General features: G+C 52.9%; 7 protein-coding genes. 2 read left to right on the top strand and 5 right to left on the bottom strand.

The genetic code is table 11. The features are described from left to right. Nucleotides 1–14: 14 nt before the first annotated feature. The 3 genes from CSR04_RS09985 to CSR04_RS09975 form a co-directional block, all read right to left on the bottom strand. Nucleotides 15–4,376: a polyketide synthase family protein gene (locus CSR04_RS09985; RefSeq protein WP_102796140.1), complete on the bottom strand. Its 4,362-nt coding sequence runs from the start codon at nucleotides 4,374–4,376 to the stop codon at nucleotides 15–17. A 39-nt stretch (nucleotides 4,377–4,415) separates the two neighbouring features. Then, entirely contained in the window at nucleotides 4,416–11,222 is a 6,807-nt protein-coding gene (locus CSR04_RS09980) for a type I polyketide synthase (protein WP_102796139.1), read from the bottom strand. Nucleotides 11,223–11,548: 326 nt separating this feature from the next. After that, nucleotides 11,549–13,954: a penicillin acylase family protein gene (locus CSR04_RS09975; RefSeq protein WP_172449310.1), complete on the bottom strand. Its 2,406-nt coding sequence runs from the start codon at nucleotides 13,952–13,954 to the stop codon at nucleotides 11,549–11,551. A gap of 158 nt (nucleotides 13,955–14,112) precedes the next feature. Here CSR04_RS09975 and CSR04_RS09970 point away from each other — a divergent pair, with 158 nt between their 5' ends. Beyond that, nucleotides 14,113–15,213: an alpha/beta hydrolase family protein gene (locus tag CSR04_RS09970; RefSeq protein WP_102796137.1), complete on the top strand. Its 1,101-nt coding sequence runs from the start codon at nucleotides 14,113–14,115 to the stop codon at nucleotides 15,211–15,213. Continuing rightward, nucleotides 15,206–15,928: a 4'-phosphopantetheinyl transferase family protein gene (locus CSR04_RS09965; RefSeq protein ID WP_102796136.1), complete on the top strand. Its 723-nt coding sequence runs from the start codon at nucleotides 15,206–15,208 to the stop codon at nucleotides 15,926–15,928. Before CSR04_RS09970 ends, CSR04_RS09965 begins: the two co-directional genes overlap by 8 nt. Here the strand turns inward: CSR04_RS09965 and CSR04_RS09960 are convergent. After that, nucleotides 15,911–16,888 (bottom strand): hypothetical protein, encoded by a 978-nt coding sequence (locus CSR04_RS09960; protein WP_102796135.1) that lies wholly within the window; start codon nucleotides 16,886–16,888, stop codon nucleotides 15,911–15,913. The two genes, CSR04_RS09965 and CSR04_RS09960, sit on opposite strands and share 18 nt — an antisense overlap. Then, entirely contained in the window at nucleotides 16,885–18,558 is a 1,674-nt protein-coding gene (locus CSR04_RS09955; protein ID WP_102796134.1) for a condensation domain-containing protein, read from the bottom strand. The genes CSR04_RS09960 and CSR04_RS09955 overlap by 4 nt, the downstream gene beginning before the upstream one ends.

Here is an 18,558-nt window from a genome sequence, read left to right as displayed (position 1 = left end):
TCTCTCCTTATAGGTCAGGATGCATCAGCAACAAACCTGGCACCCAGGTTGTCACACACGCCGATCACCTTGTTGCGATACAAGGTTTCAGCAATGAATAGGATCTCCAGGGAAGCAATTCGGCCATCTGCCGCTGACTTGCATTCCAGGTGTTTTACCGACAACCGGTATTGCAACTTGTCTGTTGCACATTTCACTTCGCCGCGGAATTTGGCGCTGTATGTGTGCTCGCAGATAAGCTGTGGCTTGAGGTAGTCGAGGCTATGCAGGCCCAGGTAATAAAGATAAAAACGCACCAGTTGTTCTGCACCTTCTACTATCAGGGTGCCGGGCAACACCGGATCGTTTTTAAAGTGGGCAGCAAATGCCCAGTGACTGGGATCAATATCCCGCTCACCCAGCGCCTGCCCCAGTCCCCAGGGCCCGCCATTGGGGTCAAGGGACAATACACGATCCAACATTTGCGCTTTAGCGGCATAAAGACCTGGTGCCGGCGTGCTACCGAAATGTGCACCAAAACACCCAGCCAGATCGCCGGCCTGTACGGCCTGTAAATCCTGGTCGCTAAATTGCGTTTTTGCACAAGGTAGTAACGGCGCAAAGCTTGGCTGTGGCGTGGCTTTGGCAAAGAGTTTTGAGGTATCAAAGGCCTTAGCCTGGTCAATTTCTTTGACCGGGAAGAAACCCGATGTGGCAGTCAGTTTGAAGCTGTGCCGATCCCCTACATAACCATCGTATTCATAGCGGATCAGCACATTTTTACCTACCTTGGTGAAACCGTGGATCTGCACTTTGCCACGCAGTACTTCACCCGCTTTGGGCAAATCGCTGTATATAGTGGTTTGACTGTCTATCGCCCGGTATTTCAACTCCCCTTTGAAGAGTTGATCACATCCAATGCAGGTGAACGCCACAATCATGGCATGGGAGGATTCCAGTGAAACAAAGGCCGGGACCAGATTGTGATAGACAAACCAATCCGTTGGCTCCAGATCGTATTCCCACTCGATAACACAAGGCTCCAACTTGCCGAATTCGGCAGTCAGGGTCAGGATCCTCGACACAAACAGATAAGGAGGAGACGGCATTCTGGTGCGAATAGGATACTGATCTGCTTCGGCGTATTGTTCGCCCAGCACCTTAGCAACACGACCATCGGTCATTTCTTCCAAATCGGCGCGATTAAACAGCACCTTGCGATTCACCAGACTCAAGTCAGCAGCAGGACGAGTGACAGAAGGCACAGGTCGAGCCGAGCGACTGCCCCCACTTGCCAGCATTTTACCCTGCGCCAGTGAGGTAAGCTGATGGTAAAAACGCTGTTCGGTGCGAAGGTAAGCCAGATGCGTGGACAGATTTCGCGCGGCTTCTCGCCCGCGCATATACTGCAGCAAAGAAGCCACACTCCCGGCCTCAGCCAAGGCTGTATCCGCCACTTCCCTTACCGCAACGCTGCCAGCTTCGCCCTTGTGTTCCAATCCAAGCCGTTGCCGACTGGCGTCACACAGGATCATTTCACCGATCGCTTTTTCCCTGCCAACGTGGATTTCTTTTAACAAGGAGCCGCTGCGCAGACTCTCTGAATCCAGTTCGTTCAATTGACTGCGTCTGGCCTCAGGTTGAGGGGCTTTTAACACCACATGGGCATAAGTCAGGTCGCGTCCCATACTGCTGATCGCAGCATAGCCCTGACCTTGCAGAGCATCCGCCCAGTCCTGACTCTGGCCAATGACTTTCAGACCACTGTTGTCCAACTGCTCTGCGGATTCAGCACCTTGCCAGTTTGGTGTGGCAGGCAGATAGCCCTGGCTCAGGCACAAAGCGGATTTAACCAAGCTCACCATGCCAGCCGCACAGCCAAGATGACCGAAGTTAGCTTTGGCTGACCCCAGCACCGTGGTTTTGCTACTCTGTGGCGTCGTATAGACCCGACAAATGGCGGCCAGTTCGGCCTGATCTTCTGCTGCGATGCCACTGGCATGGGCTTCCAGATAGCCGACATCTGCGGCTTCTATCCCCGCTTCAGACAGGGCCTGACGGGCACAGCGATCGATCCCCTCGGCACTGGGGTAAGCCAGAGCCTGCTGCTGTACTTCAGCGGTTGCAAAGGCCAGAGATTCGATACTGGCGTACTGCTTATCCTGGCTCTGAGCGGCGCCCGTTTCAGACTTAAGCACCACCACCGCACCGCCTTCACCTACGTTCCAGCCGGTCGCCTGATGGTCGAAGCTGAGCGTCATGCGCCCTTGATTGGCCGGTTGCTGCGGATTGCTCAGCAATACATTTTCCGGGCCGCCACAAAAGCTGCCACTACCGACAATGACGGCTTCCAGGCCATCCAGGCTGAGTAGAAAACGTGCCAGTTCCAGGGCCCGGAATACTGAATTTTCCTGGGCACAAACCGTAAATGCCGGGCCACTCAAACGCAGGCTGGCCGATATACGGCTGGCGACGACATTGCCTATGCCGCCGGTTATTCCTTCAGCATAGGGTTCGGGGAACAGGCTGTCTTTAACGATCCCTTCCAGGGTGGCTACCTGCTCGGCCGACAATTCCACGCCAGATTTGGCCAGACTGTCTCTGACCTGCCAGGCCGCTTCATTCCTGGCCTGATAGCGATAGCACAGATAATCGCTGTCAGCGGCCACAATCACCGCAATATTGCGTACTTTGCTATCGACCTGATAACCGGCATCCACAAAGGCCCCGGCCGCCAGTTGCATCAGCGACAAATGCGACAATAAATGGATACCAGCCATATTGGGCGGCATCTTGAAGCGCTTGCAGTCAAACTCAAATTTTTCAATGTAGGCCCCGAGTGGCGGCGTTGTCAGACCATACTCGTCAAGCAGATCCTTACGCTGCTCCAATCCAGACCAACGGTTACCCGGCAAGGGGGAAAAATGCTGTTTGGCATCGCGGATACTGGTATTGAATTGATTGACGCTATGCGTTTCTGCCATGGCCACCGACATACCGGTAATCACCATTTTTTCAAGTTGCAGCCTTTGTTTGTCCTGTGCAGACTCGCATTTCACTGCATCCCGCAGCACCATATGTCCATTCACACCGCCAAAGCCAAACGCATTGATACCAGCGCGGCGCTGCCCGGCAGGGGTTGGCCAGGCCTGAGCTTTGCGCACCACCCGATCAATATTCAGATTGCCGCCTTTGGTGCTGACCATTTCCTTAAGATCAATGGTGGCCGGAATCTGGCCGTGGCGCATGGACAACAAGACCTTAATCAAACTCGCCATACCCGACGCTGTCAGCATATGCCCGACATTGCCTTTATTGGCCCCTATCAGTGGCAACGGATGGTCCTGACCAAAAAACTGCTCAATGGAATTCAACTCCACCTGGTCCCCCACCGGCGTGCCGGTAGCATGGCACTCCAGATAGTCCACCAGACTGTTGCCGTTTGCGTAAGCGCGGGACAGCGCCAGTTTTTGTCCCTGAGTATCAGGTACCAGTATATGCTTGGCGCCGGCGTCATTAGACAAACCGATAGACTCAATCACCCCGTAGATACGGTCTCCGTCACGCTCAGCGTCTTCCAGTCGCTTAAGGGCCACCACCCCGGCACCTTCACCGGCTTTGAGCCCCTCGGAATGACGGTCAAAGGGGATGGATTGCTGCCCAGGCGAAGGAAACGCATGCAGCATATTAAAACCATGATCGATATAGATATGATCTGCATGGCAAACCGCCCCGGAAAGCATCACATCAGCTTTATGGCTGCTCAGATAGAAACAAGCCATCTGAATGGCATATAACGCCGAAGAACAGGCCGCATCGAGAGTGTAGACCGGTCCTTGCAAACCCATTGCCATCGCCGCAATAGTGGCGTTGTAACTGGTGGTAGAGAGGTTATCTGCATCCTTTTGCCCATCCGGCCAGTACTGAGCAAAACGGAACCTTTCATCACCGAGCAAATCACGGATATAAGGTTCAAGCACCTTGTTATAAAAGCCGTTCAGGTAACGTTTACCTGCATGGGTCGGCATGCCGATATTACCCAGTACTAAGCCACAACGCCCTGAAGCGCTGTCGGGCTGCTGCGCATCCCGCCACGCCTGGTTTGCTGCGTACAAGGTCCATTTAAACAGGTTATCCAGCCCTTCCAGCTTATCTGCGGGTAAACGATAGCCCTGCGCATCAAAGCGAAAGCCACGGATATGCCCATTCTTATGGTAATTAATCTTGTCCGGCGTCCCCGGCTCATCTGCTACATAGTGCTGTAAAGGCACGCCAAGAAGGTCGTCACTGAGAAAACTGGTGGCATCCTGTTCTGCCAGCAGATTCTGCCAGTATTCCTGTGGACTGGCTGCACCAGGAAACAGACAACCCATTCCAACAATTGCTATAGGGCGCATAAATCATCCTTATATCCGTAGTTCCAGAAGACTGCCCGACTAGTTGTCGGGCAGCAGCTTACTGCGCAGGGATTTTGAACGGGTGAACACCAGCTCAGTGAAACTGGCCAGCAATTGGCCCTGTTCATCGCAGATATCCACATCCCAGCTTACCTGGCTGGCACTGCTATCCTTGCAGCGCCCCTCCACCAGCAGCGTCTGGCCAAACGCCGGGGCAGAAAACTGGCTGTAATGCCCCACCGCCATAGGTAACCCACCGCTGTCCGTTTGCTTAAGTAGCCACAAGTAAGGCCCTTGCAGGAACACATCTGCCAGGTAAGGATTGATGGGACCCTGAGCAAAGATCTCTTGCTCCACGCCCTCTGGCGCAGGCAGGCAAACCAGTGCCCGGATCCCCTGGCCGTCACAACTGAGAATCTTCTGCAAGCCCTGCAGGCTGGGACCATGGAACAACCAGCCGGTATGACCTTCACGGCCATATAGCGGACGTTCCCCCAAATCCAGCTGCTGTGCGGATAATTCAGCAACTGCTCGCATGGGGGCATTCAGCGCTTGTCCGGCAAAACGTACCAGGCCTTTATATCGCGGTTGCCACTGCCCGGATGCCAGGCTGCCAATTTCCGCCAGGAGCAAAAATTCACCTTCCGGCTGTGCAGCTTGCTGCGGGGTGACACGCACCTCAAACGACTCTTCAGGTTGCTCAAATACCACGCCCTTAAGTACCTGGAAGTCTTCCACCGCCAGCAGCGTCGCCCCCGGCAACAGCCTGTGTGCCGCTTGCGCCAGCCAGCTCATCGCAAAAGTGGCCGGCAGTACGGGTTTGCCCTCTATGACATGGTCACTGAGAAAGCCATGCTGCTGCTGACACACCAATCGGGTGGACTGATGACTGGTGGCGGTTGGTGCACTGATTTTGGGCTGTTGGTACTTGTCATTACCAATCAACACCTGAGTGGTATTGGCGGCCAGCTCTGCAACAAAGCGGCGTGCTCCGTCGTCACTGGGAATGATACAAATACCGCGTTCCTGATAGGCCCGTTTGAGGGTGTCGCTGACCATGCCGCTATCCCACGGCCCCCAATTGATGGCACAAACCCTGGATTGCGGATAATAAAATTGCCAGTCATGGGCAAACTTACTCAGCACCTCATTAGCCATGGCATAATCGGTCTGGCCGGCGTTACCAAAGAAGCCGGATACTGAGGAGAACAGGCAAAGTAACTTGAGTGAACCAGGTGTCAGGACGCGAACCAGGTTTTCCAGTCCCCGCACTTTGGTGCCAAATACCGACTCGAAGTCTTCTGCGGTTTTCTTGTCCAGCTTTTTGTCAGCCAGATTACCCGCCCCATGCACTAGAGCTGTAACCTTACCTAACTGCTGTTGCGCCTCAGTCAATGCCTGCTTGAGCCGCTCTTTATCGAGAATATCCACCGCCACATAGCTGGCACGACAGCCAAGTTCCTGCAACTGATTGAGAGTTTGCTGCACTTCCTCAGCCTGCAGAATTGAACCCAGCATTTTGTCTATTTTGACCGGGGTTGGCAGTTCGCCCTGCTGTTTAACAGCCTGAATGGCGGCAGCCCGTAACTGCGCGACATCCTGGCAGTCTTTGGCCCATTCGGGCCGCTGGGCATTGATATCCGTGCGTCCCAACAACATAAACGCCGCGCCGGTTTGTTTAGCCAGTTCAAGCACACAGGTGGCCGTGATGCCGCGCGCGCCACCGGTCACCAGCACCACATCTTTGTCGTCTAATGCCGGCTTGGATTCTGCCAAAGGCGCATCACACAATACCAAAGTGGTACGTCTGCCCTGACCATCCCGCCCAACTTCCAATGGCTGGCAGTCAACATCATGTAATTCCTGCCATAGCGCATGCAGCGCCTGCTCGTCGGCCATCTTGGGCTGAAGATCGACATAACGACAGCGTACCTGCGGCCATTCGTGGTGCAGAGACTTGACCAGACCACTGACACCGGCAGATACCAGCGGATAACCCCGCACACCGCCTAAGCCAAGCATGCCATCCAGTTGGCCTGCCACCAGCAAACTGGCATGGCCCTGAGCGGCACTGTCGAGTAAATCGCTTTGCAACGCTTTGACCAGCATGAAAAGCTGCTGCTGCACGGCATATTCTTTGGCCACAAAGCAATTGCGAATGGCTTTGGCATCTACACCGGCAGTCTGCAGGCAAATAAGTCCGCCGATCTGACCATGCTCAGCGCGAATGCTAGCCAGGGTCTGTAGCAGACTATCTTCGTCACGCGCTGCCAATGTATAGGCCGGATGGCTGGTTTTCGCCGGTTTGTCGGCAAGTTGCAGCAGCACGGCTTTATGGCCTGATGCAATCAGCTTATCCATCAATGATTCAGCGGCGGTGCGCCCACTATCAGCAACCAACCAGGTAAAACCTTCCGGCAAATGTATGTGTTGCTGGTCCGGTAATGGCAATGGCTGCAACTTGACCTCATAACGGCCCAGCCCCTGAACAGGTGCAGTTTCATGCACCTGTTCCTCTGCGAGACGAATAACACTGGCACCCGCAGGCTCAGCACTGGCGACTGGCGCTGCGCTTGCGGGTTCAGACTTTGGGTGCAGCACTTCTCCATCCAGATCGGCGGATGAGGCAACAAAGCCGATGGACGTCATGACGTCTGCCACTTCCTGATTGACCTGTTGGGCATTTTCGGCCACTTCGCAGCGCTCAGTTTCTTCGCCCTTCAGCGCGGCCTGACTATAGCTTTTCACCTCGGCAGGTTTAGTGGTGTCGGCTTTGCTGTCCAGCGCTTCGGTAATGCTACCGCCCTGTTCAAGATGCGCGATCATTTCCCCAATCTGCTCTTGCAGGAAGGCCACCAACTTATTGATGGAGCTGAATTGCTCAACATCGAAAGTTTCCATATCGGCGTAATCTTCAGCGTCTTCCATTAACTTAAAGTCGGTTTCGAAAGACTTGAACATGGCACCGATAATCTCGATACGTTTAATGGAGTCGATGCCAAGGTCAGCCTCCAGATCCATATCGCCCCCGATCATGTCCTCTGGATAACCGGTTTTATCGCTGATGATCTTAACCAGTTCAGCGGCCAGACTCTCAGCGCTGACTTTGCGTAATTGCTCCAGAGCCAGACGGTCAGTTTCATTAAGACCATTTTCCGCCTGCGAGGCTTTCACCTGAACAGCGGCAGTCTGCTGCTGCACCTTAGGCTCATGCATCGCCGCGCCGTGAGCATGCCCATTGCTTCCATTCACTGCAACGCTATGACCATTACTGCCATTGGCGGCAACTTTCGGTTGTGCATATCCATTGCCAGCGCCATTGGCCTGGCCATTTGTATGGCCGTTGGCTTGCGCGTGGCCATTGCTATGTCCATTGCTATGACTATTGCTGACAGAGCGCGACTCACCGTTAGATAGCGGCGCAGATGCAACAGCACTGACTTCGGCATTGTGAACAAACTGGGGCTGCTCACCATTTGCCAGCAATTGTCCCTGATTGGTGAAGTAACGCTGATGATTGTCGTGATAGCTGCGCTGATTTTGCTCCAGCAGGCTGAAGCTTTGATTGAGGCTGTCTATCATCTCGCGGAAATGATTACTGCCCTGATGCTTGTCAAATAAGTTGAATTGCTGATGTACCAGCGAATCAAGAAACTGAATGTAGTCGCGCTGATTCTGTTGGAATTGCTGATGCACTTCATTGGTTAGCTGCTGAGCACGGATTTGCTGGCTGATTGGGCCAAGGTTGTCAGCGTTGTCTTGTGTGGGAGTCGCCATGATTACCTCTCGTCCTTCATATATATAGGTTTGACCTGTCCCTTCCACTGCATAGCGGGACGCCGGGGAATGTACCTGGTAGGCCGCAAAGGCCTCAGATTCTTCAATAGGTTCGTAGTCTGTGCTGTGGAGTTGCTGCGCCAGATGCTGGGCAACAAAAGCGTCGATCAGACTGGAATCTGGCCGCTTAGCCTTTTCACGTCGTTGTTTTGTCGCATCAAAGAAGAAATAGCCACCGTTCATACGATAGGTCAGGCGCTTCTCTTTGTTTTCTGGTGCTGCGGGCCTGAGTTGATACGGATCCTGGTGCGTCTGTATCAACCCCAGAGCAGCCATTCTGGCGATGGCTTTACGCAACTGCTGGCCGTCGTGTGCTTTCTCACTGGGGTCCAGGCAAATGACCTGGTGTTCACGGTCACCCAGAATATCGGCCACCAATTTGCCCAATACGCCCTTGGGCCCCATCTCAACAAAATAGCGGCCACCGGCGGCATACAGATTTTCAACCATCTGTTTAAAACGCACGGTGCTGGTCAACTGCTCGGTAAGTGCAGCCTTGATATTGTCAGTATTTTTGTCGTGGGCCGTGGCAGACACATTAGAGAAAACCGGCATCGTCGGCTTTTTCAGTTGCATGCCAGCCAGCACGTCGCCAAAGGGTTCACTGGCATGGGCAACAAAATCGGTATGAAAAGCGGCGGAAACCGGCAGTACTGAGCAACGCACGTCCTGTTGCTGCAAAAAGTGCTGGGCATCACTAATCACCTGGCTGCTTCCGCCAAATACCACCTGGGTATTAGAGTTGAGATTGGCAATCACCAGACCATCAAACTTCTGCTGGCATTGCTCTGCCTGTTGAGGCGACAGAGATGCAGCCAACATGGCACCACGGTCAGCCGTTTCATCACCATCAGGCACGTGTTTCATCAAACGGCCGCGGGCCATCGCCAGGCGGTGAAAGTCTTCATCACTCAGTACTCCGGCCACATGTAAGGCGGTCAGTTCGCCAAAGCTGTGCCCTGCGGCAAAGTCAGCTTTAAAGCCCAGTGCCTGCAAAATACGGTAATAGCCCAGACTGACAGCACCAATAGCGGGTTGCGCATTGTCTGTGCTTTTCAGCCTCTGTTCCTGATTTGAACGCTCTTCAGCCGTAAAGGCCGGAGCGGGATAGATAAGTCGGGATAATGATTCAAGTGCCTGCGCCTGGCGATGGTCATCCGCCTCTGCCAGTACTTCCCGCATCAGGGGAAATTCATTGGCAGTATGCAGGGCCATATTGACATACTGCGACCCTTGTCCGGGAAACAGCGCCACCACTTTGCCCTGAGCTGTCTTATTGTTAACACTGGGATGAAAATAAACACCCAGCGGGTGCTCCCAGGTATTATCTGAGATGTCATTCAATTGCTGCTGGGCAGCGGTCAACGCACTGATGGCCTGCGCAGAGTTCTCCGTGGCGAAAGTCAGCCTGGCACAAAGCTGCTCATTAAGCTGTGGAGACTGTCTGACCAACTCATCATAAGCCACCTCAACGTCTTCGCCGTTTAGACGGGTTAGCCAGCTCTGCACCTGCTCCTGCACGTCCTGACCATCCCGTCCTTGCAATACCACCACGTCAGGCACGTTATTCAGCCGATATGGCCCTGATTGCTCATGCTGGTATTCTTCAAGCACCATATGGTAATTGGTACCACCAAAGCCAAAAGCACTGATGGCTGCACGTCTTGGGCCTGCTTTTTGATGGCGGATCCAAGGGCGATTGAGGGTATTAACATAGATGGGACAATCAGGCCCGGTCAGCAGTTTATTGGGTTGATCAACATTAATGGTGGCAGGCAATATTTTGTGATGCAGACCCAGCGCGGTTTTAATCGCCGATGCTGCGCCTGCTGCACAGCGAGTATGACCAATTTGCGATTTTATGCTGCCTACCGCCACGGATTGAGGTAACACATCATGCTCAGCAAAGACCGAAAGCAAACTGCTGAGTTCTGTCTGGTCACCTGACAAGGTACCGGTACCATGTGCTTCCACCAGCTCAATGTCACCAGGTTTAACGCCCGCCGCCTCATAAGCGCGTTTAACCGCCAGGACCTGCCCTTCCATGCGCGGGGCAAATATGCTTTTAGCGCGGCCATCACTGGAACCCGCCACAGACTTAATCACGGCATAGATCCTGTCACCATCACGCTGTGCGTCTTCCAGGCGTTTCAGCACCAACAAACCCACACCATCCCCCAACATCATGCCGTCAGATTTAGCATCAAAGGGTTTGCAACAGTTGGTTGGTGACAGTGCTGGCGTGCGACTGAAACACAGGAAAGAGAAAATCGAGTTTTCCAGATTCACGCCACCGGTCAACATCACGTCACAGCTGCCAGATTGTAGTTCACCAATGGCGGCTTTCATGGCCGCCAAACTGCTGGCGCAAGCCGCATCCACCATATTGGATGTGCCACCAAAGTCGTAAAAACTGCTGATTCTTCCGCAGGCCACATTGCCGAGGAAACCCGGGAAGCTGTCTTCGTTCCATTCCAGGTATTGATCCAGCAATCGCTGAACGACTTCTTCAACCAGTTCTTCGGGCAGGCCCATATTGCCCAGAATTTCGCGGATAAATGGCGTTTGCTGGCGGGCCGCCAACATAAATGACGTATTACCATTGCCCGCTCCACCAAGAATCACCCCGACCTTGCTGCGGTCCACCTCAATGGGATCATCGCCAATAATACGGGCATCCAGTAGCGCCTGCTTTGCCACATGTAAGGCAAATAACTGAGCGGTACAAATAGACTCCAGCATATTGGGTGGAAGCTTGAATTCCACTGGGTCAAAATCAATGGGGGGGATCCAACCTGCCTTGTAGGCGTAGGTCATGTCTTTGTCAGTGGAATTAGGCCGATAGAAATCTTCTTTTTTCCAATAGCCTTCAAAATCGAGATTTTCAGTGACAGAATCTTTACTTGAGTAAATATTGCGCCAGAATTCAAAAAGATCCGTGGCATCGGGGAAATGACTTGCCATCCCAACGATGGCGATAGGTTGTGTACTTTGCCGCTGAGTGTCCATTGCGTCCCTCGCTGTTTTATCTGGTACGACGGGACGGTTTGTATCACTCCGCCCAAACCTTGATTCCCGCCCTTGAAACTAGCGACGCCATCCTAGCAACAAAAAAATCCCACAGGTTGAAATTCGCACAATCCCTTACAAAACCGATTTTTGTTGAACAAAAGTCAGGAATTGTACGTCGATAATTCCTTTACCGGCCGCTATGCGACTGACATTCGTTAGCATTAATTGGTGAACTGACTATTGCTGACAATACTTCATGACCTTGTCACAAGGGGGGTAAAACGGGGGAAAGTCGCCATCCTTGGCGGCTTTTAGTTATTGAATTATTCAGACGGCAACAGCCTGAGCACCTGCTGTGTATGCTGTGCCACAGCGGCATCAGAATAGAGCAGCGGCACCTTTTGCCCGCTCGCCCAAGGTTCAAACAGATCCCGGTAGAATGGACTGTCGATATTGCCTGATTGGCCCGGACTGTTAATCATCAGGCTATTGTCCCACTGACCCACGTCCACCACCATGCTCCAGGACGGCCCCAGTACGGTATTAAAATTGCCGGTATAATTGACCGCGTGCATATTCGCTCTGACCGTATCACCCGAACCTCCCAGCGCCCTGACAGGACCGACATTCACCCAATCCTGCAATTCAGGGGGCAACAGAGGGCTGATGGGATGGGTAAAATCGGCACCATGCAGTTGCCCCCAAGTCACATTTTCCAGTCCGCTATTGAGCATGTATTGATGAGCCGATTGCAGACTCTGAGACAACCACGCCAGGACCAGTGCCGGGGGAATCTGCCCTTGCCCACTGGCGGCCAGTTCAAGCATATCAAGCAACTGTTCCTGATCGCCTACCGAGGACAAATCGGCCAGCAGTTCAAAGGATTCCTGCCCAACCAGTTGCCCTATCATGGCCGGGCGCATATGTCGGTTCCACCACAGTTCGAAAAATGCGGCAATATGACTGTCCGGGTTCAAATGCTTATCCCAGTCTCGCATCTGTTGCCAGCGCTGTCTGGCCACGGCATTGATGAAGTCATCACTATCGTAAAGTGCCAATATGCGCCTGGCTGGCAATGACAGTTGATCATTTTGCAATGATGCCATGTCCTGCAGACTGAGCTTTCCAGGTGCCGAGAGCTTTTCTGCCAATCGATCATAACGGTGCGGGCCTGGCCACTCATAACCCAGATGTAAGGGATAATGTGCGGGCAAGTTCATCTCATTGGCAGACGCGACCCAGCCCTTTTTAGGGTTATGCTGCCAGGGCAACAGGAAATGAGGAATATGTCCAAGCCATTCATAACGCCCTTCCCCCGGCACCGGTAGCAAGCCATCCCAGTTTAGCCGTAAAGGCACCCGACCAGCGCTGCGTCTGCCAATGTTGCCCTGTACATCGGCATATACATGGTTCTCTGCCGGATTCGCAAAATGTCGCAGGGCCTGCAGATAATGCTGTATGTTGTCTGCCCGCTGATAATGCAAACTGCCAAGATAGGGCACCATTCCCGCTTGCAACCAGGCAGCCCGCACTGCATAGAGCTGGTTGTTGGCCTGGTCGTGATAAATAACCGGGCCATGGCGGGTATAGGCAAGCTCAACCTCCATCGCATCCGCATCTTTGATCTCTATCTGTTCGCGGATCACCTTAAGTGACCGCCAGCCCCCCCGGTAGCGGTAGCGTTTGGCCTCGTCAGTGACATAGTGGTAAAGATCTTCCTGATCCGCAGAAAAAATCGTAAAACCAAACGCAATTTGGCCATTGTGCCCCACCGAAATACCAGGGACATAAGGCTCACCAGCGCCAATCACATCTAAACCTGGGGCTTTAATGTGCACCGCATAACGACCGGATGGCAGGGTATTCACCCTGTGCGGATCGCTGGCCAGTATGGCCCGCCCAGTATGGCTTTTTTGCGGTGCAAGCGCCCAGGCATTGCTGCCCAGATGCCGTTGTAATGGCAAGCTTTGTACATCACGTAGTTGCGTTAGCAGTTGACGGCGAAATGTAGCAAGGTCCGTGGCGTCCTCGCGACTGAATCGGACTGCACCAGTGGCCAATTGGTAGTCGCGTAATACCTCGGCGCTCAGATGCTGATAATCACTGCCCTGAGGTATTTGCAGACTATGCGCCGGGGTCAATTTTTGCCGCAACGATTCTGCCTCATTGCCGAGTTGGTTCAGGGTCAGCGCCCGGGTCACCTCACTGCTAAGGTTGCGCGACAGTCCATGGCTGCGGATTTTAAGGATATCCTCTGCCTGCCATGGCTCTGGCATGTATCCCAGCCATTGAAACTCTTTGGGCAAGGGTTGCTGTTCGCTATGAATCAGACTGATATAGGCGTTAATCCCTTGCACAAAACGCTGTAGTATCATTTGACTGTCCTGTCCATAGTACTGCCATTCCTGGTGAATATCTCCGCGAAACAAAAACAATCGGGAGGCGCGGTCCATTTCAACAAAATCAGCACCAAACACGGCGGACAACTTTCCCAGTCCTTTTCGACGCCACAGGTCCAGTTGCCAGAGCCTGTCGCGGGCCACATTGAAACCCTGTACAAAAAACGCATCCTCCTGGCTTTGTGCCTGAATATGGGCAATCCCCCAGTTATCAATCCTGATCCCGGCTTGCTGTTTTAACCCTTCCAGATTGAGGGTCGTCTCCTGGGCCGTCGCTCCCCAGACCGTCAAAGCGAGCAACCAGGCACAACCTGCAACTGTCTTTGTCATGTTTATCTCCTTTATCAACATAATGTCATGCACCATGTTACCCGTGGGCTGCCGTCTATATGTGCAAGGCTATGTCAGCGTTTGTCGCTATTGCAGCACAGAGGTGCGGTCTTGGCGGCATATGCTGCTGACACAGCGGGAATAGTTAAGGCATATGCTTGTCAGCCCAGGTACAACTGGATAAGCTGCTGGCAGATTCGCTGCAACAAGAACAAGGATGCATACGCATGACAAGGATTTGCCGTGTTTGTCTTGGCCTGGCGCTATTGTTAGCGATGGCGGCCTGCGGTTTGGCGCCGGATTACACCCAGGAGCGCGTCCGATTCCATTCAAAGCAGGACGAGTTGTATGGCACGCTAATTCTGCCCACTCAGGGCCAGGGGCCCTTTCCGGTTATCCTGTTTGTACATGGGGACGGTGCCTTACCATTCGATGCCCAAGGCTATTATCGCCCCTATTGGCAGGCGCTGGCACAGCAGGGCATTGCCGCCTTTGCCTGGGATAAACCCGGTGTCGGGGGCTCAAGTGGAGACTGGTTAGCACAGAGCATGCAGGACCGGGCCAATGAAGTGCTGGCCGCCATCGATGCCCTCAAGCAACATCAGGACAAAGTGCAGGCAGAGCATGTAGGCGTGATTGGATTCAGCCAGGCCGGTTGGGTGCTACCCAAATTGGCACCTGACCAGCACAAGCTGCAGTTTATGATACTGGTATCTACCGCCATAAACTGGGAGCAGCAAGGCCAGTATCATCGGCAAAAACGCCTGGAAAACCAACAGGCAGACGTGTCACTGGTGACCGAGGCCCTGCAACAAAACGCCGATTATGCGCAATATCAACAACTGTTCAGCCAGCATGCCGATAAGGATGACAAACTGCTGGACAAATCACGCTATGACTTTGTCCGCGTCAATTGGCAATCTGATGCCTCGCAGGATCTGAAAGCATTGCACCTGCCGGTCCTGGCGGTTTTTGGCCAGGCCGATCTGAATGTTGACATCAACAACAGTCAAACCACCTATGCGGATATTTTTTCGGCGCTGCCAGCTCAGTGTTATCAGGCCAAAGTCTACCCGCAAGCAACCCATTCAATGACCAAAGCCAATTGGTTAAATCAGCAAAGTCCGGGGCTGGCCACCTATGCACTGATTCAACTGACGGGACAACATTTCTTCGTGGATGGCGTACTGACAGATATCAGCCAATGGGCTGCGCAGCGCTTTGCTTCTCCAGCCACTGAATGCCGCAAAAATGGTTGATTGCTTTATTCGCCATATACAGCCACTGCATGTGGCGACACCAGATGTTATCGGATTTCGCTGCCAATTTTCCCTGGCAGACTATCAACCACAAATGATGCAAATGCTGCCCCCGTCAGCACAACCTGGTCAGCAGGCGGTAGCCAAACGCCAGGCCGAGTTCCTGGCTGGGCGACTATGTGCCAGGGCTTGTCTTGAAAAGTTAGGCACACAACAGACCTGGATATCCATTGGCTCACACCGCAGTCCTTGCTGGCCAGAGGGTATACGAGGTTCCATCACCCACACCGATCAGAACGCTCTTTGTATTTGTTCGGCCTCCCCCAGCATCGTGGCACTGGGCATTGATCTTGAACAACATTTGTCACCTGACACAGCCGATGATATTGCCGCTCAGGTACTGACCCGAGAAGAACAGGCCTTATTGTCCGGACAGAAGCTGGATGCAGCCCTTTTTGTCACCCGGGTATTTTCAGCCAAAGAAGCCATATTCAAAGCGCTCTACCCCTATGTACAGGCGTACTTTGGCTTTGAAGCAGTCAGCCTGCGCTGTATTGAGGGTGAGTATCTGGGTTTTGTACTGAATAAAAACCTGCACCCTGACTATCAACGTGGACAGTCGTTATGGGTGCAAAGTCTGAATGAAAATACACATATCCTGTCATTGTTGATTCAATCGCGTAGCCATAAGGCTACTTCAGGCGTCTTCATTTAACTGAGCTTGTCTGGTGCTGCAGGCCCAGGTAACACCCAGTATATTGGCACCGGCGCCGCACAGACATACCAACAATGCACCAATGATGATCAGGTACAGCTGAGAGAAACCTTGTGGCCACAGCCAGTACCCCAATATGTAAGTAATTCCGACGGCAGCGACCACCAGCAAATGAATCAAAAAAAGCAGCTCCGTACTGTTAATACTGTCCTCGCTATTACCTTTAAAACGGCCCAGTTTCAAATCCACCCTGGTTTGACTAACTGACTCATAGCACATCCATAAACAACTGATATAGCAGGTACTTCCGACAAAAAGGGCAGACTGCAGGATATCCAGCCGTCCAGCGCTGAACAGGCTTTCTTCAGACATTTTGTACAGAATCAAAATACTGGTTATCAGGGTGACCGGAAGCCAGGGAAACACGTGGTGGGTAAAATAATACTCCTCACGGTTATCTTTTAACGCCGGGCTATTGGCTGAAGGGGAAACGGTACTTTGATACAAGGGCTTAAGGTATTTGCGGTTTAACAAGACCACCAGCGGCAATACAGTCAGCAATGATGCAGCGGCCAGAACGGCAATCACCAGCCAGGTCGGAGTGAAAAACCACACCTGAAAAAGGGCCAGTCCCGTTGCCCCAATCATGGCCAGTGGCAGAGAGTACGGCAGCAATATCCGCCATAAGTTGATCTCCCCGCGATGGGTGTGAGTTGCCGGATTGGCCGCTATTAACCAGCGCTGTGCATATTTTCCTGCCAGTTCATATTGCACCTGCACCGGCACCACAAACACAGACAAAGCATAAAACGTGGCAAAGAATAGCCAACTGGTATCCAGGTTGGTGTTTTGGCCCAATAACCAGAAATACACCACGAACAGCACCACAAATTCGAGCACCATCCTGACCAGCGCATTGATCATTGCTTCAATGTGCACTTCATCACAGGAAAACGTCATAAACCACCTATACAAGAATTAGAAGAAGATTGAGGTCGCAGCAAAAGCGCCAGACTCTGGTTCAGCTGACGTTCCAGGGCATCTATCCCCAATGGGCTGAGGCAACTACAGGTAATACGAAACATGGTTCCCTCCACGCCATCGGCAACAATATAGAAATTAATGGTTTCGTCCTCCCATTCGCCATCCAGGGCCTGAGCAGGCAAAAAACGGTGTTTGTCGGTTAATACTTCGATGATTTGCTTTTCCTCACCACTTTGTGGCTGGTAGACACTTTGCAGCATATTGACGTTGATGATGGGATCGGCCACCTTCTTACGTCGGTAACCGCGCGGCAGTGTCGGATCGTTAAACGGCGGATTGAGCGTGAACAAATAATCGGCCCAATAACTTGGATACAGGTTGGCGACCGGCATCAATTTGGCAAGAGCACGACTCAGGCGCATGATCATCCCGGCAAGCCAGCCATTGTATTTGCCGCGCCAGCGTTGGCGGGCTACCATCCCCAAGGGCACGCTAAAAGGAATGTCTAGCTTGTCCATAGCTTCAACATTGTGTTTCTTAACCTGTTCCAGTAACGCTTCTATTTCTCCCCCCAGATGCAACGGCACAGGCAACTGATACAGGCAAGGCGCCAGTAAAGTGCGCGAGCCATCAGCAACGCGGTTCTCAAGAACAGAGTTAAGCAATACCCTTGGTTGCTGCGTGACCTGCCCCACCGCATGAGCGACCACAGCCACCAGCAACATCTGTATGGAACAGCGACTGCTGACAGACAACTCATGCAGGTATTGCATCATGTCCTGAGTTAGTTTGACGTTACGATCAAAATGCTCTGACGGCCCTTTGTCCGCCAAGTGCGTCAGCGGCCAGATAGTGCGGGAAAAGCCATCCAGACGAGCCTGCCAGAATGACGATTGGCTGGCGAAACTGCACTGTGCGGCGCGGCGCTCCCTGGCCACCGCCGTGGCAATCTGCAATGGACGTTTCTGCACACTGGCTTGTCCAGTCAGCGCCTGGCGGTATGCTGACATCAGTTGTTGTTCAAACAAGTACAACCCGGCGCCATCAAGAATGATGTGGGCAAAACTGCACAGCAGCAGAGATTGATTATCTGTCAGTTGCACAAGGTGACTTCGCAGCAAAGGCGGTTTACTCAGATCAAAAGGCCGCATAAAGTCGCTGACCAGTTGCTGCACAAAGGCCTCCTGCTCTGCCTCTTCCATATGGCGTAAGTCATTAAAAGGTAAACAAAAAGGGGGTAAGGTCTGAACTTTTTGCCTAGGAATAAGGCTGCCGATGCGAACTCGCAGGCTGTCATTGGCAGCCACAATGTTGCTGATACAACGCTCCAGCAAGGCATGCTGAGGCGGTCCATGTATGATTAGCCGTGACAGGTTGTTGGCTGTTTCTCCCATCATGAAATAGACAAACCAGAAACATAACTGAGCATGACTTAAGGGAAAGCTGCCTGCCGGTTGCAGCAATGGGTGTTGCTCATCCTGCAGAAATTGCTTCAGTTGCGTTTTATGCTGGCTGAGCCTGTCCCTTATGCTGTTGTCCAGTGCCTGCTCTGGTCCCTCTACCATCAATTCATCGCCTTCCAGCCAGACACGGATCTGCCGCTGCGACAACTCATCAAGTAACGCATTGAATGCCACCATATGCAT

Source organism: Bowmanella denitrificans (genome assembly GCF_002887595.1).
Taxonomy (GTDB): domain Bacteria; phylum Pseudomonadota; class Gammaproteobacteria; order Enterobacterales; family Alteromonadaceae; genus Bowmanella; species Bowmanella denitrificans.
This window is presented reverse-complemented; position numbering and strand designations above follow the sequence as displayed.

What these genes read in the sequence shown, in the direction of transcription:
- CSR04_RS09985 (WP_102796140.1), bottom strand. Translation starts at nt 4,376, where the DNA reads ATGCGCCCTATAGCAATTGTTGGAATGGGTTGTCTGTTTCCTGGTGCA.
- CSR04_RS09960 (WP_102796135.1), bottom strand. Translation starts at nt 16,888, where the DNA reads ATGACGTTTTCCTGTGATGAAGTGCACATTGAAGCAATGATCAATGCG.
- CSR04_RS09965 (WP_102796136.1), top strand. Translation starts at nt 15,206, where the DNA reads ATGGTTGATTGCTTTATTCGCCATATACAGCCACTGCATGTGGCGACA.
- CSR04_RS09975 (WP_172449310.1), bottom strand. Translation starts at nt 13,954, where the DNA reads ATGACAAAGACAGTTGCAGGTTGTGCCTGGTTGCTCGCTTTGACGGTC.
- CSR04_RS09955 (WP_102796134.1), bottom strand. Translation starts at nt 18,558, where the DNA reads ATGCATATGGTGGCATTCAATGCGTTACTTGATGAGTTGTCGCAGCGG.
- CSR04_RS09980 (WP_102796139.1), bottom strand. Translation starts at nt 11,222, where the DNA reads ATGGACACTCAGCGGCAAAGTACACAACCTATCGCCATCGTTGGGATG.